We start from the raw sequence: 20,174 nt of genomic DNA, 5'->3' as shown, positions 1-20,174 counted from the left end.
CTCCGGTATGACAGCTTGAGGGATCGGTTTCGGCCAATCCTGGTGTCGCCACGGTGAGAGCCCCGTCCAGTGTCTGGACGGGGCTCTTCGCCGTCTCCGGGGCTGGATAGGCTGAGATCCTTCCCCATTCGACGTGGAACTTTTCCGAGCAGCAGGAGCGGACCATGAACGTTGTGACCCCGGCAGGCGGCGACAGCGTGGCGGCCCGTGGCTGGCCGGGCCTCCTCGACGCCCTCCTGACCGGCCAGGACCTCGGTGCGGACGACACCGCCTGGGCGATGGACCGGATCATGCGGGGCGAGGCCACGGACGCGCAGATCGCCGGTTTCATGGTGGCCCTGCGGGCCAAGGGGGAGACCGTCGCGGAGATCAACGGCATGGTGCGTGCCATGTACGATCACGCCAATCTGATCGAGGTGCCGGGCCGGACGGTGGACATCGTCGGCACGGGCGGGGACGGCGCCAAGACCGTCAACATTTCCACGATGTCCGCGCTCGTGGTGGCCGGCACCGGCGCGAAGGTGGTCAAGCACGGAAACCGGGCCGCGTCCTCCGCGAGCGGCTCCTCGGACGTGCTGGAGAAGCTCGGCGTCAACCTCAACCTCACCCCGGCCCGGGTGGTGGAGGTCGCCGAGGAGGCCGGCATCACCTTCTGCTTCGCCGTGAAGTTCCACCCCGCGCTGCGGCACGTGGCGGCGGCCCGCAAGGAGCTGGGCATCCGGACCACCTTCAACTTCCTCGGCCCGCTCACCAACCCGGCGAAGGTCCGCGCACAGGCCACCGGCGTGGCGGACGCCCGGGTCGCCCCCATCGTGGCCGGGGTGCTCGCGGAGCGCGGCTCCTCGGCACTGGTCTTCCGGGGCGACGACGGCATGGACGAACTCACCACGACGGCCACCTCCCGGGTGTGGTGGGTCCGCGACGGCGCGGTCACCGAGCAGACGTTCGACCCGCGTGACATCGGGATCCCGATCGTGGACGTCTCCGCCCTGCGTGGTGAGGACGCCTCCTACAACGCGGACGTCGCCCACCGGCTGCTGGCCGGCGAGAGGGGCCCCGTGCGCGAGGCCGTCCTGCTGAACTCGGCGGCGGCCCTGGTGGCGCTGGACCCGGGCAGCGGGTCCCTGGAGGAGCAGCTGGCGGCGGGCGTCGTCCGCGCGGCCGAGTCGATCGACTCGGGCGCGGCCCGGGCGGCCCTGGAACGCTGGGCAGCCGCCAGCAACGCGTAGCCGCCGCCGCACGGCGCCTCCCGACGGCCGACGCCCGACGGCCGGAGGCCGGCGCAGCCGGGCGAAGCCCGGGAGGCCGCCCGCGGCCGAGCGGTGCGAGCACGGCGTTCAAGAGGAGATCCCGGTCCACATCGTGGACCGGGGTCTTGCGCGTGGAGGATCTTGTGGCAGGATGCTGACCAGGTCACGAGTGACAGCGTTTAGGCCCCGGCTTGCTGTCCGGCAACCCTCCTTCCGTGGCGGGGTGCCCCGGGTGATGACCAGGTCGTAGGCAGCGAGGTCTACGGCAAGCGCGGATCCCTCGATACCAGGGGTCCTGGGTCTTCGAGGAGCTTTTTCTGTGAGCAAGCGAATGCGATAGGGCGACTCCGCCCCTTCTTCACCCCTCGGATCAGGGTCGCTCAGGCGTACCCCCACGTCCTTCCGAGGTCCTTCCCGTACCCCTGTGTCCGGCCGACGCCGTCGCGTCCCGCCGTACCCGCGTACGGGCACACCGAAGCCATTCAGCCCTGCCTGCCGGGAGACACCGCCATGTCCGCATTCCTGAACTCCGCCGCCACCGACGTCGCCGTCGACCCCGCCTGTGCCCAGCCGCTGCCGGTGCTCGGCCGCGACGTCACCGTCCCGCTCGTCACCGGTGGCGAGGTCACCTACGCCGCCCTCGACTACGCGGCCAGCGCTCCCGCGCTCCAGCGGGTCTGGGACGACGTGGCCGCGTACGCCCCGTACTACGGCAGCGTCCACCGCGGGGCCGGGTACCTCTCGCAGCTCTCCACCGACCTGTTCGAGCAGAGCCGCGTCACCGTCGCGGAGTTCCTGGACTGCCGCCCCGACGACCAGGTGGTCTTCACCCGGTCGACCACCGACTCGCTGAACCTGCTGGCCGCCGTCCTGCCGGCCGACTGCCAGGTCTTCGTCTTCGAGACCGAGCACCACGCCTCGCTGCTGCCGTGGACGAACGCCCAGGTCACCTACCTCAACGCCCCGCGCACCCCGGCCCAGGCCGTCGCCACCCTGGAGCGGGCACTGGCCGACCGCGAGCCCTACGGCCCCGCCCTGGTCTGCGTCACCGGTGCCTCCAACGTCACCGGTGAGCTGTGGCCGGTCAAGGAGCTGGCCGCCGCCGCGCACGCCCACGGCGCGCGGATCGTCCTGGACGCCGCCCAGCTGGCACCGCACCACCCCGTGTCCGTCCGGGAGCTGGACGTGGACTGGGTCGCCTTCTCCGGCCACAAGCTCTACGCCCCCTTCGGCTCGGGCGTCCTCGCCGGCCGCGCCGACTGGCTCCAGGAGGCCGAGCCGTACCTCGCGGGCGGCGGCGCCTCCCGCAAGGTGGCCCGCCGCGAGGACGGCGGCGTCGACGTCGAGTGGCACACCACCGCCGCCCGCCACGAGGCCGGCTCCCCGAACGTCATCGGCGTCTACTCCATCGCCTCGGCCTGCCGCGCCCTGAAGGAGGCCGGGTTCGAGAACCTGGTCGCCCGCGAGAACCACCTCATCGCCAGGGTCCGCGAGGGCCTGGCGGACATCCCCGCCGTGCGCGTGCTCTCCCTCTTCGGGGACGACGCCCCGCGCGTCGGCGTCATCTCCTTCGTGGTGGACGGCTGGAACAGCTCGCACTTCGCCGCCGCGCTGTCGGCGGAGTACGGGATCGGCGTGCGCGACGGCCTCTTCTGCGCCCACCCGCTGGTCCGCACCCTGCTCGGCAGCGAGCCGCAGGAGCCCGGCGAGTGCGGGGCCCCGGAGGCCGCGCCGGGGGAGCGCTCGCTCAACGCGATCCGGGTCTCCTTCGGTGCGGGCACCCCCGACGAGCACGTCGAGCGGTTCGTCCGGGCCGTCGGGGAACTGGTCGCGGACGGCGCCAAGTGGCAGTACCGCACGGAAGAGGGCCGCTGCGTCCCGGCCGTCTGATCCGGCACGGTCCCACAGGCTGTCGGGCATGACGTACGGGGACCCCGTACCGGCCCTGCGCGCCGCCGACTGCGAGCCGTTCCAGGGGTACGGGGGCGACGGCGACCTGTGCTGGACCCCGGAGCCGGTCCGGGACCGGTGCCGCGAGCGGGGCCGGGAGCGGGCCGCGGCCCAGGGTCGGGGAGCCGGCGCGGAGCCGGCACGGGCACTCGGGGGCTGCGCGGCTGCCTGTTCCGGCTCCAGGAGGGACGGCCGGCCCTGCCGGGCGAGAGCCTGCCGGGGCTCGGCGGAGCCTGAGGGGGACGGTCCCGGGGCGGAACCCGGGCCCCCTGTGACCCCGCCGGCCAGGCGCTACGCGTCGAGGCCGATCGCGAAGGCCGCTTCCAGGTCGTGCTGGGAGTACGTGCGGAACGCCACGTGCGTGTCGGTGGCCTCGACGCCCGGGATCTTGCTGATGCGGCCGGGGATGATGTCGGCCAGGTTCTCGTGGCGGGCGACGCGGACCAGCGCGATCAGGTCGTACGTGCCGGTGACGGAGTAGACCTCGCTGACGCTGTCCAGCGCGGCGATGGACTCGGCGATCTCGGGGATGCGGTCCACGCTGGTCTTGATGAGCACGATCGCGGTGATCACGGTTGGCTTTCTCCCTCGCCGGCAGTCACTGGTCGCCTCACTCTAGTCGTACGGCGATAACGCGCCCATGCGTAGAGGAAGCCCACGGAGAAGCCCACCACGTGCGCCAGGTAGGCCACCCCCGGCCCGCTCTCCGCGCGTTGCGCGGCCAGCCACTGGAGGGCGAACCAGAACACCAGCACGATCCAGGCCGGGAAGCGCAGGGGCAGGAAGAGCAGGAACGGGAACAGGCTCGTCACCCGGGCCCTCGGGAAGAGGCAGAGGAAGGCCCCGAGGACCGCCGAGATCGCGCCGGACGCGCCGACCAGGGTCTGGTCCGAGGAGGCGTTGGCCGCCGCGTACGCCGCCAGCGCCAGGTACCCCGTGCAGACGTAGAAGACGAGGAAGGGCGCCCGGCCCATCCGCTCCTGCGTCATCGCGCCGAAGACGTGCAGGAAGAGCATGTTCCCGAGCAGGTGGAGCCAGCTGCCGTGGACGAACAGCGCGGTCAGCGGGGTGAGCAGCGGGCGCGCGGCCCCCGAGAAGAGTTCGTCGGGCACCACCCCCCAGTGCCGGAAGTACGCCGTCCCCGTGGTGAGCAGCCGGTCGCCGGTGCCGTAGGCGGGATTCAGGCCGGAGGCGGGGCCGAACAGGAAGGCCAGGCAGCAGCCGGCGATCAGTGCGTACGTGACCACCGGGCCCCGGGCGGCCTCGCGTACCGTCAGCCACTTTACGATCATGCGACAGAGCATGACGCAGACGGACCCGCCCGAGGGGGGTGCCAGGCCGTAGGGTTACGTGCGCGGTCCGTGCACTGCCGCGGAAGGCTTTAATTGAATGAGTTACGAAGGAGCGAGCGACCTGATGACGGTTCCCCTGCCGACCGACACCACCCGGTGGCGCTGCACGCTGTGCGGCAACCTCACGCGGTTCGACGTCACCCGTTCGTCGAAGGTCGTGGAGTACGTCCACCTGGACCTCGCCGGGGAGCCCAAGGTCGAGGAGCGCGAGGTGGTCAGTGAGACCATCGAGTCGGTCCGCTGTCGCTGGTGCAACGCGGTGGACCAGATCGAGCTCGTGGACAGGCCGGGCGCGGACTCCTGAGGGAGCCGGGCCCACAGTAGATCACGGTAGGGGTGACGGATTGTGGAGCCAGCAAGCGGTGCCGAGCCGGCCGAGGTGGCCGGCGACGCCGCCGAGGTGCTCGACCGCCCGCTGCCGGAGGGCGTGCGGCGCCGGGTCGTAGCGCTCGTCTCGGACGCCTTCGGCGGACTGACGGTCGCGGACCTCCCGGCACAGCTGCGGCAGTACGCCCGGTTCACCCCGACCCGCCGCGCCAAGTTCGCGGGCAACGCCATGGCCGCCGCCGTGGAGACGGACGGGGTCTTCCGCAGCCGGGTCGCGGAGAAGCTGCGCGAGGCGCAGCCGGAGCTGGCCGGGGCGCTGGACGGCGGGGCCCCGCCCGCGGCCGCGGATCCGCTGGACGTGGCGGCAGCCGCGTACGTGCTGCGTCCGGCCGGCTGGGTGAAGCTGGTGGCCGCCGCGGGCGAGGAGGCCCAGCGCGCCGACGCCGAGCGGGTCGGTGACGAGACCCGCCGGGAGCTGGAGCGGCTGCGCGCGGAGCTGGCCCAGGCGCGGGAGCTCCAGCGCGCCGGGGGCGACCAGGTGAGGGTCGAGCTGGACGCCGCGCGCAAGGAAGCGGAATCGCTTCAGCGCAAGCTGCGCAGTGCCCTGAGCGATGTGAAGAGGGGCGAGGCGGCCCTGCGCAAGGTCACCGCCGAGGTCGACGGGATCCGTGCCGAGGCGGCCGCGCAGGTGGCCGCCGCCGAGAGCGAGTCCCGGCGCCTGAAGTCCCGGCTCGCGGAGGTGGAGTCCTCGCTGGAGACCTCGCGGCGGGCCACCCGCGAGGGGCGCAGCGTCGAGGACATGCGGCTGCGGCTGCTGCTGGACACCGTGCTGGACGCGGCGGCGGGCCTGCGCCGCGAGCTGGCGCTGCCGCCGGTCTCGACGCGTCCGGCCGACACGGTGGACGCGGTGGAGCCGGGCCGGATGACCCCGAAGGACATCGCGGCGCGGGCCCTGTCGGAGACCGATCCGGCGCTGCTGGACCAGCTGTTGGCGCTGCCCCAGGCGCATCTGGTGGTCGACGGCTACAACGTGACCAAGACCGGCTATCCGACGATGCCGCTGGAGAAGCAGCGGCTGCGGCTGCTGGGCGGGCTGTCGATGCTGGCCGCGCAGACGGGTGCCGAGATGACCTGCGTCTTCGACGGGGCGGAGCTGGCGGCCCCGGTGCTGCTCGCGCCGCCGCGCGGGGTGCGGGTGCTGTTCTCCAAGGCCGGGGTGACGGCCGACGAGCTGATCCGCCAGCTGGTACGGGCCGAGCCGTCCGGCCGGCCTGTGGTCGTGGTCTCCACGGACCGCGAGGTGGCCGACGGCGTCGCGAAGGCGGGCGCCCGGCCGGTGACCTCGGCGCTGCTGCTGAAGCGGCTGTCGAGGGTTTCGTAGCCGATGCCCCTTTAGTGCCTTTCGTAACTGCTGGTTGCAATGCCGGAATTGGCGGTGCGTGCGGGGGACGCACCGTCAAGTCATCGGTACGCAGCGTGCGCCGACGGTAAAGAAGCCGGTCGGGAAGCGGAATTTTTCGTGCGGGGATTTGAACTCATCACGGGCGGGTCACTAGGGTCTGTTCAAACCTTCGTGCGGTCGTTCACTCATTCGGGGTGCGGGCGGAGGTGCGCTGCCGAGTGCGACCCTCTTCGGCGGCTCCAGGCTGAAGGAGCTCGCGTTCGTGGCGTCCCACCGTCGACCCAAGCCGCCGACCCGCACCCGTGTGAGCGTCCTCACGGCACTGGCCACCGCGGCCGTCGCCCTCTCCTCCCAGTCGGCCATGGCCGCCCCGGACAAGCCGAACAAGGACGAGGTCAAGACCAAGGTCGACGCCCTCTACGAGGAGTCCGAGCAGGCGGGCGAGAACGCCAACGCGGCCAAGGACCGTCAGGACAAGCTGGAGAAGGAGATCGCCCAGCTCCAGGACCAGGTCGCACGCGGCCAGGACGAGCTCAACGGCCTGCGCAACGTCCTCGGTTCGATGGCGACCGCCCAGTACCGCGGCGGCGGCCTCGACCAGTCCGTGGAGCTGCTGCTGTCCGGCGACCCCGAGACCTACCTCGACAAGGCCTCCACGCTCCAGCAGTTGAGCGGCAAGCAGGTCGAGGCGATAACGAAGATCCAGGCCAAGCAGCGGATCCTCGCGCAGCAGCGCCAGGAGGCCTCCGGCAAGCTCGCCGACCTCGACGCCGTCCGCAAGGAACTGGCCGAGAAGAAGAAGACCGCCCAGGAAAAGCTCGCCGCCGCCCAGGCCCAGCTCAACTCGCTCACCGCCGAGGAACGCGGCCAGTTGAAGAACGAGGAGGCGAAGGCGGGCCAGGAGGCGGCCAAGGCCGCCGGCGGGGGCGCCAAGCCCGGTGCGGTGAAGGGCTCCGGGCGGGCCGCGGCCGCCCTCGCCGCCGCCGTGACCCAGGAGGGCAAGGGCTACAACCTGGGCTCCACCGGCATGGCGTACTGGGACTGTTCGAGCCTGGCGCAGTGGGCCTACGGGCAGGCCGGCGTCCAGATCAGCCGCACCACCTTCACCCAGATCAACGACGGCACGCGCATCGGCATGAGCGAGCTCCAGCCCGGAGACCTGGTCTTCTTCTACGACGACCTGCACCACGTCGGCCTCTACGCGGGCAACGGCCAGGTCTTCCACGCCGCCAACCCCAGGAGCGGCGTCAGGTACGAGGCCATGAAGAACATGCCCTTCCAGTTCGGCGTCCGCGTCGGCTGATCCCGTCCTCCCCGGCTCCGGGGGGACGCGCCGCGCACCGCCCATCCGGGCGAATTGCGCGGAGCCGCTCTGACCTCACGCCCCATCGGTGACCTGCGTCTCCGGTGGGGCGTCACCGTGCGTGCCCGCCGGAGGTCGTTGGTCGGGGTGTGGTGGCGCCGCTACTGTCTGCCAGCGCGGAACCCGGCACTCGGCCGTCCACGGGGGGCGGACCCGGCCCCGCGCAGCGCAAGGGAGCGGTTCCACGTGGCGTCCCATCGCCGGAGCGGGCTCAGCGGCCTCGACCGGAGCACCAAGGTCACCGTCTTCACCGCGGCGGCCACCGCCGTGGTGGCCCTGGCGGGCGCGTCCGCGCAGGCGGCCCCCGGGCTCCCGCACGACCCCGCCACCGGTTCCCGCGCCCAGGTCGACCGGCTCTTCGAGGAGGCCGAACAGGCCACCGAGAAGTTCAACTCGGCAGGTGAGAAGGCCGACGCCCTGCGCGCCCAGATCAGCCGGGCCCAGGACGCGGTGGCCCGCGGCCAGGAACGCATCAACACCATGCGCGGGGTCCTCGGCGCCTTCGCCGGAGCCCAGTACCGTTCCGGCGGCCTCGATCCCACCGTCGAGCTGATGCTGTCCGACGACCCCGGGGACTACCTCGACAAGTCCGCCATCCTCAACCGGCTGAGCGGCCGCCAGGCCCGCCAACTCGGCGAACTGCGCGAGGAACAGCGCCGGATCGGACAGCAGCGCCAGGAGGCCTCCCGCAAGCTCGCCGAACTGGAGGCCCTGCGCACCGAGGTGGCCACCCGGAAGCGGTCCGTCACGGCCAAGCTCGCCGCCGCCCGGCAGCTGCTCAACGCGATGCCCTCGGGGGAGCGGGCAGAGTACGAGCGGGCCTCGCGCTCGGGCGGCCGCGCCGACGGGCTGCCGGACCTGTCCTTCGACGACGGCGGCCGGCCCTCCGGCCGGGCGATGACCGCCGTGATGGCGGCCCGCGCGGCGGTCGGCAAGCCCTACGTGTGGGGCTCCACCGGCCCCTCCGGCTTCGACTGCTCCGGGCTGATGGTGTGGTCGTACCGCCAGGCGGGCGTCGCGCTGCCGCGGACCTCGCAGGCGCAGCGGTACGCGGGCCGGCAGGTGCCGCTCTCGCAGGCGCGGCCCGGGGACCTGGTGACCTACCGTTCCGACGCCAGCCACGTCGGTATGTACGTCGGCAACGGTCAGGTGGTGCACGCCCCCTATCCGGGTGCGCGGGTGCGCTACGACCCCGTCGGGATGATGCCGGTGTCCTCGGTGACCCGCCCCTGACACCGGCGTACGAGGTGGCGCATCGTCACGTCCTACTCATTCGGGTCCCAGGCGCTGAGCTGCTCGAAGAGACGTCGGTCGCCGTCGAGCTCCAGGGAGTTGATCGGGATGCGGTCGTACAGGCCGAGGACCAGCTCGTTGGCCGTGCCCCGAGCGGAGAAGAAGGCGGAGGCCGCGTCCGGGTCCTGGCCGGCAGTCTGGCCCGGCAGGGTGCCGGGCCCGGGGAGGCGGGCGCTCCGTGCGCCGTCGGCGGAGAGCGAGAGGCGCCAGGAGCGGCCCTCGGAGGCGTGGAAGTCGATGACAGCGGGCTTGTGAGGCCAGGCACTTGTCGTCGTGACGCAGGTGGACAGGAACTCGTCGACACCGTCGAGCGCCACCTCGTCCGGCAGCGGCTGCGGGGCACCTATGGTGATCTGGGCGTCGTACGTGTGCACCGCCAGCTGCTGGAGCTGGTGCCGAGCCACGGCACCGGAGGTGTGCGGCGACTGCAACGTCTCCCACCACGCCCAGCAACCGCGATCCGGGCCGGCCTTCTCCAATGCGTCCAGCAGTTGTTCCGTGGACTCCGCCAACCAGGCCACCAGGGCCTCGCGCTCCCGAGGCGCAACCGGGGCGCCCGCCGCTGCGGACTTGGCCGGAGCAGGCCCCGCGGCGACGGTGGCGGCCCAGTCGCGGCGTCCCTCGCCGATGTGCTGCGCCAGATCGAACAGCGTCCACTCGGGGCAGGTCGGCACCTGTACGTCGAGGCTGGGCGCGGAGGCGACCGCGGCGCGGAAGGCAGTCGACCGTTCGTCGATCAGTCGCAGCAGAACGGGGAACTCAAGTGTCGTTGTCACCCTGAATCTCTATCACCGAGTTCCGGCCATCCGACAGCGAGTTTCACAGCCGTCATCGCGTGCGGACCCCCACCACCGCGGAGAAGTGACGGAGGACCCCTCCGCTGCGGCCCGAGCCGAACGCCGGGACCCGCGGCAGGAGACGGACCGTGCGTACGATCGGCTGATGATTCCGGTCCGCCGATCCCCGCGCGTGCTGCCGCGCGTGCTGCCGCTCCTGCTGTGCCCGCTGCTCTGCCTGCCGGTGGCCGGGTGCGCGCGGCCGGCCGCCCGCACCCCCGCGGCGGCCGGGACCACGGCGGAGGCCGGGATCCGGGAGGCCGTCGCCGCCTGGTCGCGCCGCCCGCCGGAGCGGCTCGCCGGGATCCCGCTGGAGGGCTGGTCCTACGAGGTCACCTCGGTCCGGCCGGACGGCGCACGGGCCCTGGTGCGGGCCGAGCTGCGCTACCGGCTCACCGGCTACGACGCCGCCCCCGACGGGTCGGCCCGCGAGGTGGAGCTGACGCGGGAGGGTGCCGCCTGGCGGGTCACCGCCGACCGGCCCGCCCCCGGAGCCCCTCCCCAGCTGTGGGACCAGGGCCCGGTGACGGTCGTCCGGGGCGAGCACTCCCTGGTGCTCGGGGTGGGCCAGGACCCCGGCACGCTGACCGGGATCGCCGGGGAGGCCGACCGGGCGGTGCCCGCCGTGAGCGCCGCCTGGCCGCGCGACTGGGCGCGCCGGGCCGTGGTGCTGGTCCCCGCCTCCCTGGACGCGATGGCCGCGCTGCTGGGCCGGCCCGCCGACGCGTACCGGGGCATGGGCGCCGTCACCACCGGCCGGGTGGGCGCCGCACCGGCCCCCGCCGACCGGGTCGTGATCAACCCCGCCGGGTACGCGGAGCTCAGCGCGGCCGGCCGGAGCGTGGTCCTGACCCACGAGGTCACCCACGTCGCGACCCGCGCCGCCACCTCCGCCTCGACCCCGCAGTGGCTCTCCGAGGGCTTCGCCGACTGGGTCGCCTACCGTGGCACCCCCGCCACCCCGGCCGAGGCCGCCCCCGCGCTGGGCCGGGCCGTACGGGCCGGCGAGCTGCCGCCCGCGCTCCCGGCCGACTCCGCCTTCGCCTTCGGCGGGGACGCGCAGGCCATGGCGCGGGCCTACGAGGGCGCCTGGCTGGCCTGCCGGCTCGTCGCCGACCGGTGGGGCGAGGCGGCGCTCGTACGGCTCTACGGGGACGCGGGCCGCGAACCCCTGCCCACCGCCCTGGACGGGGCACTGGGAACGGACCTGCCCGGACTGACGCGGGCCTGGCAGGAGGCCCTGCGCCAGGAGCTCGGCTGACGTCTTCCGGTACGTTGGCAGCGATGCACAAGACGCTGATCGTGACCAACGACTTCCCGCCGCGCCCGGGCGGCATCCAGGCCTTCCTGCACAACATGGCGCTGCGCCTCGACCCCGAGCGGGTCGTCGTCTACGCCTCCACCTGGAAGCACGGGGCCGAGGGCCGCGAGGCCACCGCCGCCTTCGACGCCGAGCAGCCCTTCACCGTGGTCCGCGACCGCACCACCATGCTGCTGCCGACCCCCCGGGTGTCCCGCCGGGCGGTCTCCCTGCTGCGCGAACACGGCTGCGAGTCGGTGTGGTTCGGGGCGGCGGCCCCGCTGGGCCTGATGGGCCCGGCGCTGCGCCGGGCGGGTGCGCGGCGGCTGGTGGCCACCACCCACGGGCACGAGGCGGGCTGGGCGCAGCTCCCGGCCGCGCGGCAGCTGCTGCGGCGGATCGGCGAGGGCACGGACACCCTGACCTACCTGGGGGAGTACACGCGTTCGCGCATCGCCTCGGCGCTCACGCAGCGGGCTGCCGACCGGATGGTCCAGCTCCCGCCGGGCGTGGACGAGAAGACCTTCCACCCCGGATCGGGCGGCGACGGGGTCCGGGCCCGCCTCGGACTGAGCGACCGGCCGGTGGTCGTGTGCGTCTCGCGGCTGGTCCCGCGCAAGGGGCAGGACACGCTGATCGAGTCGATGCCGCGGATCCTGGCCGCCGTCCCGGACGCGGTGCTGCTGATCGTGGGCGGAGGCCCGTACGAGGCGGACCTGCACGCGCTGGCCGCGCGTACCGGGGTCGCGGACTCCGTGATCTTCACCGGGGCCGTCCCCTGGGCGGAGCTGCCGGCCCACTACGGCGCCGGGGACGTCTTCGCGATGCCCTGCCGGACCCGGCGGGGCGGGCTGGACGTGGAGGGGCTCGGGATCGTGTACCTGGAGGCCTCGGCGACGGGCCTGCCGGTGGTCGCGGGCGACTCGGGCGGGGCGCCGGACGCGGTGCTCGACGGGGAGACCGGCTGGGTGGTCCGGGGCGGTGACCCCGAGGAGGCCGCCGAGCGGATCGTCGCCCTCCTCCAGGACCCGGAGCTGCGGCGCAGGATGGGCGAGCGCGGGCGGGCCTGGGTCGAGGAGAAGTGGCGCTGGGACCTGCTCGCCGACCGCCTGCGCGAGCTGCTGTAGCCGCCGCGCGGGCCGGCGGCGGTGCCCGTCGCGGTCCGGCCACGTCCGACTGTCACTCACATGCGTGGCAGCACGGGTTATGGCCGCTTCGGCCGGATCCGCTCATCATGCGCCCATGACACCCAAGCTGACGCGCCGTCAATTCGGCCTCGCGGCCCTCCAGACGGCCGCCGCCCTCGGATTCACCCGCATCGGGCTCTCCTCCGCGGCCGCCGTCGAACCCGCCGCCGCACAGTACGCCCCCGCCATCGTCGTCGGCTCCGGCTACGGATCCGCCGTCGCCGCGCTGCGCCTCGGGCAGGCCGGGGTGCGGACCGTCGTCCTCGAAATGGGGCGGCTGTGGGACACCGCCGGACCCGACGGCAAGGTCTTCCCCTCCACCTCCGCGCCCGACCAGCGCTCCATGTGGTTCCGCACCCGCACCGAGGCCCCGCTCGCCCAGTTCCTCTGGCTCGACGTCGTCAACCGGGACATCAGCCCGTACCCCGGCGTCCTGGACCGCGTGAACTACGGCGACATGTCGGTCTACGTCGGCCGGGGCGTCGGCGGCGGATCCCTGGTCAACGGCGGGATGTCGCCCACCCCGAAGCGCTCGTACTTCACCGAGGTGCTGCCCGGCGTCGACGCCGACGAGATGTACGGGACCTACTACCCCCGCGCCCGCGCCATGCTCGGCGTCAACGACATCGACCCCGCCTGGTTCGAGTCCACGGAGTGGTACCGCTTCGCCCGCGTCTCCCGCAAGCACGCCCAGAACACCGGTCTGAAGACCACCTTCGTGCCCAACGTCTACGACTTCGAGTACATGAAGCGCGAGGCCGCCGGCACCGCAACGAAGTCCGCCCTCGCCGGCGAGGTCATCTACGGCAACAACCACGGCAAGAAGAGCGTCGACAAGACCTACCTGGCCGCCGCCCTCGGCACCGGCAACGTCACCATCGAGACGATGCAGCGGGTGGTCGGCGTACGGACCGACCCGGCCGGCGGCTACGTCCTCACCGTGCTGACCAGCGACGTCACCGGACGGATCACCCAGCTCCGCGAACTGGGCTGCGGGCAGCTGTTCCTGGGCGCCGGAAGCCTCGGCACCACCGAGATCCTGCTGCGCGCCCGCGAGAAGGGCACCCTGCCCGCCCTCGGCGAGAAGGTCGGCCTCGGCTGGGGCCACAACGGCAACGTCATGACCGCCCGGGCCAACCACCTCTGGGACACGGTCGGCGCGAACCAGGCCACCATGCCCGCGATGGGCATCGACGACTGGGACAACGCGGCCAACCCCGTCTTCGCGGAGATCGCCCCGCTCCCGATGGGCATCGAACACTGGATCTCGATGTACCTGGCCATCACCAAGAACCCGGAGCGCGGCCACTTCACCTACGACGCCGCCACCGACTCGGCGCGGCTCCAGTGGACCCGGGACCAGAACACCCCGTCCGTCGCCGCCGCCCGCAACCTCTTCGACCGCATCAACCGGAGGAACGTCACGATCTACCGCTACGACCTCTTCGGCGGCAACCGGCCCTTCGCCGACGACTTCACGTACCACCCGCTGGGCGGCTGCGTCCTCGGCGAGGCCACGGACGCCTACGGCCGGGTCAAGGGCTACCGCGGCCTGTACGTGGTCGACGGCTCGCTGGTGCCCGGCTCGCTGGGCGTGAACCCGTTCGTGACGATCACCGCGCTCGCCGAACGGAACGTGGAGCGGATCCTTGCCGAGGACCCGCGCTGACCACGCTCCGGCCGGCAGGGGCTCCGAAAGGGACGGCCTAGCCCCGGTACAGGGCCTCGATCTCGTCCGCGAAGTCCTTCGCCACCACGTTCCGCTTGAGCTTCAGCGAGGGCGTGATGTGGCCCGACTCCTCCGTGAACTGGGAGGGCAGAATGCGGAATTTCCGCACCGATTCCGCCTTGGAAACCGCCGCGTTGCCGTCGTCCACGGCCTTCTGGACGGCGGCGATCAGCTCCGCGTCCTCGCGCAGCTCCGCCGCCGTCACCCCGGCCGGCTTGCCGTTCTCCGCGGCCCAGCGGCCCAGGAACTCCTCGTCGATGGTGACCAGCGCGGCCACGAACGGCCGCCCGTCGCCGACCACCATGCACTCCGCGACCAGCGCGTGCGCGCGGATCCGGTCCTCGATCACCGCGGGGGCGACGTTCTTGCCGCCCGCCGTGACGATGAGTTCCTTCTTGCGGCCGGTGATCGCGAGGTAGCCGTCCTCGTCGAGGGTGCCGACGTCGCCGGTGTGGAACCAGCCGTCGGTCAGCGCCTCGGCGGTGGCCGTCTCGTTCTTCCAGTACTCCTTGAAGACGTGCTCGCCGTGCAGCAGCACCTCGCCGTCGTCCGCGATGCGCACCACGGAGCCGGGCAGCGGCTGGCCGACCGTACCGATCTTCGTCTTGTCCCACGGGTTGAAGGCCGTGGCCGCGCAGGACTCGGTCAGGCCGTAGCCCTCCAGGACCGTGAAGCCGATGCCGCGGAAGAAGTGGCCGAGGCGCTCGCCCAGCGGGGCTCCGCCGGAGATCGCGTACTCGCCGCGCCCGCCGAGGACCGTGTGCAGCTTTCCGTAGACCAGCTTCGAGAAGATCTTGTGCTTGAGCTTGAGCCCGAAGGACGGGCCGCCGGGCGCGTCCAGCGCGCGGCTGTACGCGATCGCCGTCTCGGCGGCGGCGTCGAAGATCTTGCCCTTGCCGTCGGCCTGGGCCTTGGCGCGAGCCGAGTTGTAGACCTTCTCGAAGACGCGCGGCACACCGAGGATCAGGGTGGGCCGGAAGGACTGGAGCTCGTCGGTGAGGTTCTTGATGTCCGGTACGCAGCCCAGCCGGATCGGCGCCAGCACGGCCGCCACCTCCACCAGGCGCCCGAAGACGTGCGCGGCCGGCAGGAAGAGCAGCACGGAGCACTCGCCGGTGCGGAAGAGCGGGCTCAGGCGCTCCACCACGTTGCCGCACTCGGCGAAGAAGTTGCGGTGGGTCAGCACGCAGCCCTTGGGGCGGCCGGTGGTGCCCGAGGTGTAGACGATGGTGGCCGGGTCGTCGGCGTTCGCGAGGGCGCTGCGCGCGTCCACCTCGGCGTCGGTGACCCCGGCGCCGGCGGTCTTCAGCGTGGTCAGGGCGTCCTGGTCGATCTCCCAGACCTCGCGCAGCTCCGGCAGCCGGTCGCGCAGGGCGGCCACGTTCGCGCTGTGCGCCGGGCTCTCCGTGATCACGGCGACGGCACCGGAGTCGCCCAGGATCCACTGGATCTGCTCGGCGGAGCTGGTCTCGTACACCGGGACGGTGACGGCGCCCGCGCTCCAGATCGCGAAGTCGAAGAGCACCCACTCGTAACGGGTGCGGGAGATGAGGGCGACCCGGTCGCCGGGCTCGACGCCCGCGGCGATCAGGCCCTTGGCGGTGGCCCGCACCTCGGCGAGGAACTCCGTCGCGGTGACGTCCTGCCACCGGCCGTCGGCCTTGCGGCTCATGACGGCGGTGTCGGGATGCTGGGCGGCGTTGCGGCGGATGAGATCCGTCAGGTTCCCGTCCGAAGGGACCTCGTACAGGGCCGGAAGGCTGAACTCGCGCAAGACTGCTGCTCCTCTGGGCGCCATCGCCACCGTGTGGACCGACCGGACGTTACCCACCGGTAGTGGGTTCCGGATAGAGGGAACCGGCCAGATGTTCCGTGCGTCACATTCTGTACATCGCCATACATTGCCCAGACATCGCCGGGCCCGGAACCACCCTGCCGACAGTAGTCGACGCCGTTCGAGACTCGGAAGTAACCGCAGGTCCGGCCGCCTGCGGGGCACCCTCTACCGGGCCGGGCCCGCCACCCCTAGGGTGGCGGCATGGGTGGCACGAAGAGTCGTACGCGGGTCCACGTCGTCAGCGACGTCCACGGCAACACCGAGGCCCTGGCCCGGGCCGGCGACGGCGCCGACGCGCTCATCTGCCTCGGTGACCTGGTGCTGTTCCTCGACTACGCCGACCACTCGCGCGGCATCTTCCCCGACCTGTTCGGCGTCGAGAACGCGCACCGGATCGTCGCCCTGCGCACCGCCAAGCGGTTCGCGGAGGCGAGGGAATTCGGCCGGAGCCTGTGGGACGGGCTGGACAGGGAGCGGCTGATCGAGGAAGCGGTACGCCGCCAGTACGCGCGGATGTTCGCCGCCTTCCCCAGTCCCACGTACGCCACCTACGGCAATGTCGACATGCCGGGTCTGTGGCCCGAGTACGCCGGACCCGGTACCACCGTGCTCGACGGGCAGCGCGTGGAGATCGGCGGCCGCGTCTTCGGCTTCGTCGGCGGCGGCCTGCCCACGCCGATGCGCACGCCCTACGAGATCGACGAGGACGACTACGCCGCCAAGGTGGAGGCCCTCGGCGAGGTGGACGTGCTGTGCTCGCACATCCCGCCGGAGGTTCCCGAGCTCTGCTACGACACCGTCGCGCGGCGTTTCGAGCGGGGCAGCGAGGCCCTGTTGGCGGCCATCAGGAAGACCCGGCCGCGGTACGCGCTGTTCGGGCACGTCCACCAGCCACTGGCACGACGGGCCCGGATCGGCGGCACCGAGTGCGTCAATGTCGGCCACTTCGCGGCCACCGGGCGGCCGTGGGCCCTGGAGTGGTGAGAGGCGCTGGAGTGGCGGGACCCGCACGCGCGGTAGCCTTCACGCGGCGGCCGGGGGCCGCCCGCACACTTGTCGAACACTCCCCGGAGGAGCGACCGCGATGGCGGAACACACCAGCTCTAGCATCACGATCGAGGCCGCACCGGCCGACGTCATGGCCGTGATCGCCGACTTCGCCCGTTACCCCGAGTGGACCGGCGAGGTGAAGGAGGCCGAGGTGCTCGCCACCGACGCCGAGGGCCGCGCCGCGAAGGTCCGGCTGCTGCTGGACGCGGGCGCGATCAAGGACGACCACACCCTCGCCTACAGCTGGAAGGGCGCGGACGAGGTCAGCTGGACCCTGGACAAGTCCCAGATGCTGCGGCAGCTGGACGGCTCCTACCGGCTGGCGCCGCTGGAGGGCGGGCGCACGGAGGTCACGTACCAGCTGACCGTGGACGTCAAGATCCCGATGCTGGGCATGATCAAGCGCAAGGCCGAGAAGGTCATCATCGACCGGGCGCTGGCCGGCCTGAAGAAGCGCGTCGAGGCCACCTCCTCCTGACGGGCCCCGCCCCGGACGCGTCGCGCACGGCGCGTCCGGACCTGGACGCGTCAAGAACGAGGAAGGCCCCGCACCACATGCCGCAGACCCTGTTGATCACCGGGCCCGGTGGGGCCGGGCGGACCACCGTCGCCGCTGCCACCGCGCTCGCCGCGGTGCGCGGCGGGCGGCGGGTGTCGCTGCTGTCCGCCGAGGACCCCCTCCGCGGGGCCCCCGCCCCCGAGGGGCTCCGCCTCGCCCGGATCGACTCCGGAGCCGAGTTCCGGACCGAGCTCGCCGCCCTCCAGGACCGCGGCGCCGCCTTCATCGGCATGCTCGGCGGGCGCCCGCTCGGTGCCGAGGAGATCACCGAACTGCCCGGCGCCGAACAGTTCTCCCTGCTCAGAGCCCTGCGCCGGGCGGCCTCCGCCCCCGACACCGACCTCGTCGTCGTGGACATGCCCCCGCTGCACCAGGCGCTGACCACCCTCGCCCTCCCCGCCCAGCTGCGCCGCTACCTCGCCCGGCTGCTCCCCGCCGAACGGCAGGCGGCCCGCGCGCTGCGCCCCGTACTGGCCCAGCTCGCCGGGGTGCCGCAGCCCGCGCAGTGGCTCTACGAGGCCGCCGCCCGCTGGGACGAGGAGCTGGCCGCCGTCCAGGCCGTCGTGGAGGCCCGCACCACCGCCGTCCGGCTCGTCGCCGAACCCGGACCCGCCGCCGACGCCGCCCTGCGCACCGGGATGCTCGGCCTCGCCCTGCACGAGCTGCGCGTCCACGACCTCGTCGCCAACCGGCTCGTGCCGCGGGACTCCGCCGATCGCTGGGTGGCGGGGATCGCGGCGGCGCAGCGGTCCTTCCTGGACGACTGGGAACCGGTGGTGCCCGTCGTCGCGGCGGCGCACCTGGGCCGGGACCCGTGGGCCCCCGACGACCTGGCCCCCCTCGCCTCCGCCGACGGCATGGCCCCGGCCCCGGTCCCGGCCCCCGCCCCCGGCGACGGGGCGGGCTGGAGCGTCGAGGACCGGCTCGCCGAGGACGGGATCCTCGTCTGGGCGGTCCCGCTGCCCCGCGCCCGCAAGGACGAGCTGGACCTCGTCCGGCGCGGGGACGAGCTGCTGCTCGCCGTGGGCCCGTACCGCAGGATCGTTCCGCTGCCCTCGGCCCTGCGCCGCTGCACCGTCTCCGGCGCAGCCCTCGACGACGGCGTCCTGCGCGTCCGCTTCACCCCCGACCCGCAGCTGTGGCCGCGCGCGCGCTGAGACCCGTACCACCGTTCGGGTACCGTCGGAAGTAGCCAGTACCGCACGTTCCGCCGCCGCAGGAGAGTCCGCCATGAGCGAGGCCACCGACCGCCCCACAGACGACGCCTGGGCGCAGGCCTGTGCCGAGGACCTCGCCGCCGAGCAGGAGCGCCGTCGCGCGGAGCGGGAGGGCGCGGGAGCCGGGCGGGGCAGCGGCACCGGGACGGCCGCCGAGGAGCTGTTCAAGCTGTTCGAGGCCGTCGCCGACAAGGTCTCCTCCCTGGACAACCCGCTCCTCGGCGCCGCCGCACAGGGCGCCGTGCGCCAGTTCGTCAACCAGGCGAAGACCGCGGCCAAGCCCGTCGTCGAGCGCAACCCCGAGGTCTTCGGCCACCTCGCCGCGGCCGGATCCGAGCTGCTCGCCGCCTACCGCTCGGCGGTCGAGAGCCACGAGCGCCGCTGGACCCACGACCGGCCGCCCGCCCCCCGCGGGCCCGCCGGAGGGCCCGCCGGAGGGGACGGCCGGGGCGAGGACGAGGGCCCCGATTCAGGCCCGGCCGAGCGGATCGATCTCGACTGATCCTCCGCCGGCCCCGTGTACGGTTGGCCGTGGCGGGGTTTGACCGGAAACCGAGGGACTAATGGGACTCACCATCGGCGTCGACATCGGCGGCACGAAGATCGCGGCCGGCGTGGTCGACGAAGAGGGCACCATCCTTGAGACGTACAAGGTGCCCACCCCGCCGACGGCGGACGGAGTGACGGACGCGATCTGCGCCGCCGTGTCCGAGGTCAGCAGCAACCACACCATCGACGCCGTCGGCATCGGCGCCGCCGGATACGTGGACGACAAGCGCGCCACCGTGCTCTTCGCGCCGAACATCAACTGGCGCCACGAGCCGCTGAAGGACAAGGTCGAGCAGCGCATCGGCCTGCCGGTCGTCGTCGAGAACGACGCGAACTGCGCGGCCTGGGGCGAGTACCGCTTCGGCGCCGGCCAGGGCCACGAGGACGTCATCTGCATCACGCTCGGCACCGGTCTGGGCGGCGGCATCATCATCGGGAACAAGCTGCGCCGCGGACGCTTCGGCGTCGCCGCCGAGTTCGGGCACATCCGGGTCGTCCCCGACGGCCTGCTGTGCGGCTGCGGCAGCCAGGGCTGCTGGGAGCAGTACGCCTCCGGACGCGCCCTCGTCCGCTACGCCAGGCAGCGCGCCAACGCCACCCCCGAGAACGCGGCGATCCTGCTCGCCCTCGGCGACGGCACCGCCGAGGGCATCGAGGGCAAGCACATCAGCCAGGCGGCCCGCCAGGGCGACCTGGTGGCCGTCGACGCCTTCCGCGAGCTCGCCCGCTGGGCCGGCGCGGGCCTCGCCGACCTGGCCTCCCTCTTCGACCCGTCGGCGTTCATCGTCGGCGGTGGGGTCTCCGACGAGGGCGACCTCGTCCTCGACCCGATCCGCAAGTCCTTCAAGCGCTGGCTGGTCGGCGGCGCCTGGCGCCCGCACGCGCAGGTACTGGCCGCGCAGCTCGGCGGCGAGGCCGGGCTCGTCGGCGCCGCGGACCTGGCCCGCCAGGGCTGATCCTTTCGCATGACCGC

Annotated in this window: 18 protein-coding genes and 1 riboswitch; of the genes, 14 read left to right on the top strand and 4 right to left on the bottom strand. The window is 73.0% G+C overall.

The genetic code is table 11. The features are described 5' to 3' along the window. The first annotated feature begins 164 nt into the window (after nucleotides 1-164). A complete protein-coding gene (gene trpD, locus ACEPPI_RS17720) occupies nucleotides 165-1,229 on the top strand; it encodes an anthranilate phosphoribosyltransferase (protein ID WP_373916184.1) in 1,065 nt (354 codons plus the stop codon). 182 nt (nucleotides 1,230-1,411) lie between these two features. Further along, a riboswitch (SAM riboswitch) is annotated at nucleotides 1,412-1,528 on the top strand. Between the two features lie 232 nt (nucleotides 1,529-1,760). After that, nucleotides 1,761-3,140, top strand: coding sequence for an aminotransferase class V-fold PLP-dependent enzyme (locus tag ACEPPI_RS17715; RefSeq protein ID WP_373916183.1), 1,380 nt, complete (start codon nucleotides 1,761-1,763; stop codon nucleotides 3,138-3,140). Nucleotides 3,141-3,491: 351 nt separating this feature from the next. On the opposite strand, the gene ACEPPI_RS17710 is transcribed toward ACEPPI_RS17715, so the two are convergent. Together ACEPPI_RS17710 and ACEPPI_RS17705 are read right to left on the bottom strand one after the other, a co-directional pair. Further along, a complete protein-coding gene (locus ACEPPI_RS17710) occupies nucleotides 3,492-3,773 on the bottom strand; it encodes an Lrp/AsnC family transcriptional regulator (protein ID WP_008738815.1) in 282 nt (93 codons plus the stop codon). Continuing rightward, nucleotides 3,770-4,492, bottom strand: a complete 723-nt coding sequence (locus tag ACEPPI_RS17705; protein ID WP_373916182.1) for a rhomboid family intramembrane serine protease — start codon at nucleotides 4,490-4,492, stop codon at nucleotides 3,770-3,772. Before ACEPPI_RS17705 ends, ACEPPI_RS17710 begins: the two co-directional genes overlap by 4 nt. 124 nt (nucleotides 4,493-4,616) lie before the next feature. On the opposite strand from ACEPPI_RS17705, the gene ACEPPI_RS17700 reads away from it, so the two are divergent. The 4 genes from ACEPPI_RS17700 (at nucleotide 4,617) to ACEPPI_RS17685 (ending at nucleotide 8,877) form a co-directional block, all read left to right on the top strand. Beyond that, nucleotides 4,617-4,856: a hypothetical protein gene (locus tag ACEPPI_RS17700; protein WP_249771655.1), complete on the top strand. Its 240-nt coding sequence runs from the start codon at nucleotides 4,617-4,619 to the stop codon at nucleotides 4,854-4,856. Between the two features lie 39 nt (nucleotides 4,857-4,895). After that, the gene (locus ACEPPI_RS17695) at nucleotides 4,896-6,260 is read left to right on the top strand and encodes an NYN domain-containing protein (protein ID WP_373916203.1); all 1,365 of its coding nucleotides are present in this window, start codon (nucleotides 4,896-4,898) and stop codon (nucleotides 6,258-6,260) included. A 283-nt stretch (nucleotides 6,261-6,543) separates the two neighbouring features. Continuing rightward, nucleotides 6,544-7,584 (top strand): NlpC/P60 family protein, encoded by a 1,041-nt coding sequence (locus ACEPPI_RS17690; protein WP_373916181.1) that lies wholly within the window; start codon nucleotides 6,544-6,546, stop codon nucleotides 7,582-7,584. Nucleotides 7,585-7,830: 246 nt separating this feature from the next. Then, nucleotides 7,831-8,877 carry an NlpC/P60 family protein gene (locus ACEPPI_RS17685; RefSeq protein ID WP_373916180.1) on the top strand — a complete coding sequence of 349 codons (1,047 nt, stop codon included), beginning with the start codon at nucleotides 7,831-7,833 and terminating at the stop codon, nucleotides 8,875-8,877. 32 nt (nucleotides 8,878-8,909) lie between these two features. Here the strand turns inward: ACEPPI_RS17685 and ACEPPI_RS17680 are convergent, their stop codons facing one another. Beyond that, nucleotides 8,910-9,713, bottom strand: coding sequence for a maleylpyruvate isomerase family mycothiol-dependent enzyme (locus ACEPPI_RS17680; protein ID WP_373916179.1), 804 nt, complete (start codon nucleotides 9,711-9,713; stop codon nucleotides 8,910-8,912). Between the two features lie 166 nt (nucleotides 9,714-9,879). Between ACEPPI_RS17680 and ACEPPI_RS17675 the strand changes: the two genes are divergently transcribed. From ACEPPI_RS17675 to ACEPPI_RS17665, 3 genes are all read left to right on the top strand, one after another. Next, on the top strand, nucleotides 9,880-11,034 hold the full coding sequence (locus ACEPPI_RS17675) for a hypothetical protein (protein WP_373916178.1): 1,155 nt from the start codon (nucleotides 9,880-9,882) through the stop codon (nucleotides 11,032-11,034). Nucleotides 11,035-11,057: 23 nt separating this feature from the next. Beyond that, on the top strand, nucleotides 11,058-12,200 hold the full coding sequence (locus tag ACEPPI_RS17670; RefSeq protein ID WP_373916177.1) for a glycosyltransferase family 4 protein: 1,143 nt from the start codon (nucleotides 11,058-11,060) through the stop codon (nucleotides 12,198-12,200). Nucleotides 12,201-12,315: 115 nt separating this feature from the next. Next, nucleotides 12,316-13,929 (top strand): GMC oxidoreductase, encoded by a 1,614-nt coding sequence (locus tag ACEPPI_RS17665; protein ID WP_373916176.1) that lies wholly within the window; start codon nucleotides 12,316-12,318, stop codon nucleotides 13,927-13,929. A 37-nt stretch (nucleotides 13,930-13,966) separates the two neighbouring features. Here ACEPPI_RS17665 and ACEPPI_RS17660 read toward each other — a convergent pair whose 3' ends face one another. After that, nucleotides 13,967-15,763 (bottom strand): long-chain fatty acid--CoA ligase, encoded by a 1,797-nt coding sequence (locus tag ACEPPI_RS17660; protein WP_373916175.1) that lies wholly within the window; start codon nucleotides 15,761-15,763, stop codon nucleotides 13,967-13,969. 264 nt (nucleotides 15,764-16,027) lie between these two features. Between ACEPPI_RS17660 and ACEPPI_RS17655 the strand changes: the two genes are divergently transcribed. From ACEPPI_RS17655 to ACEPPI_RS17635, 5 genes are all read left to right on the top strand, one after another. After that, on the top strand, nucleotides 16,028-16,810 hold the full coding sequence (locus ACEPPI_RS17655; RefSeq protein ID WP_373916174.1) for a metallophosphoesterase: 783 nt from the start codon (nucleotides 16,028-16,030) through the stop codon (nucleotides 16,808-16,810). Between the two features lie 100 nt (nucleotides 16,811-16,910). After that, nucleotides 16,911-17,354 (top strand): SRPBCC family protein, encoded by a 444-nt coding sequence (locus ACEPPI_RS17650; RefSeq protein ID WP_373916173.1) that lies wholly within the window; start codon nucleotides 16,911-16,913, stop codon nucleotides 17,352-17,354. A 77-nt stretch (nucleotides 17,355-17,431) separates the two neighbouring features. After that, the gene (locus ACEPPI_RS17645) at nucleotides 17,432-18,592 is read left to right on the top strand and encodes an ArsA family ATPase (protein ID WP_373916172.1); all 1,161 of its coding nucleotides are present in this window, start codon (nucleotides 17,432-17,434) and stop codon (nucleotides 18,590-18,592) included. 73 nt (nucleotides 18,593-18,665) lie between these two features. Further along, a complete protein-coding gene (locus ACEPPI_RS17640; RefSeq protein WP_373916171.1) occupies nucleotides 18,666-19,154 on the top strand; it encodes a DUF5304 domain-containing protein in 489 nt (162 codons plus the stop codon). Between the two features lie 61 nt (nucleotides 19,155-19,215). Further along, nucleotides 19,216-20,157: an ROK family glucokinase gene (locus ACEPPI_RS17635; protein WP_373916170.1), complete on the top strand. Its 942-nt coding sequence runs from the start codon at nucleotides 19,216-19,218 to the stop codon at nucleotides 20,155-20,157. Nucleotides 20,158-20,174: the final 17 nt, after the last annotated feature.

Source organism: Streptomyces sp. AB3(2024) (genome assembly GCF_041862025.1).
Lineage (GTDB): Bacteria > Actinomycetota > Actinomycetes > Streptomycetales > Streptomycetaceae > Streptomyces.
The sequence above is the reverse complement of the archived record's forward strand: the minus strand, read 5'-3'. Positions and strand labels throughout refer to the sequence as shown.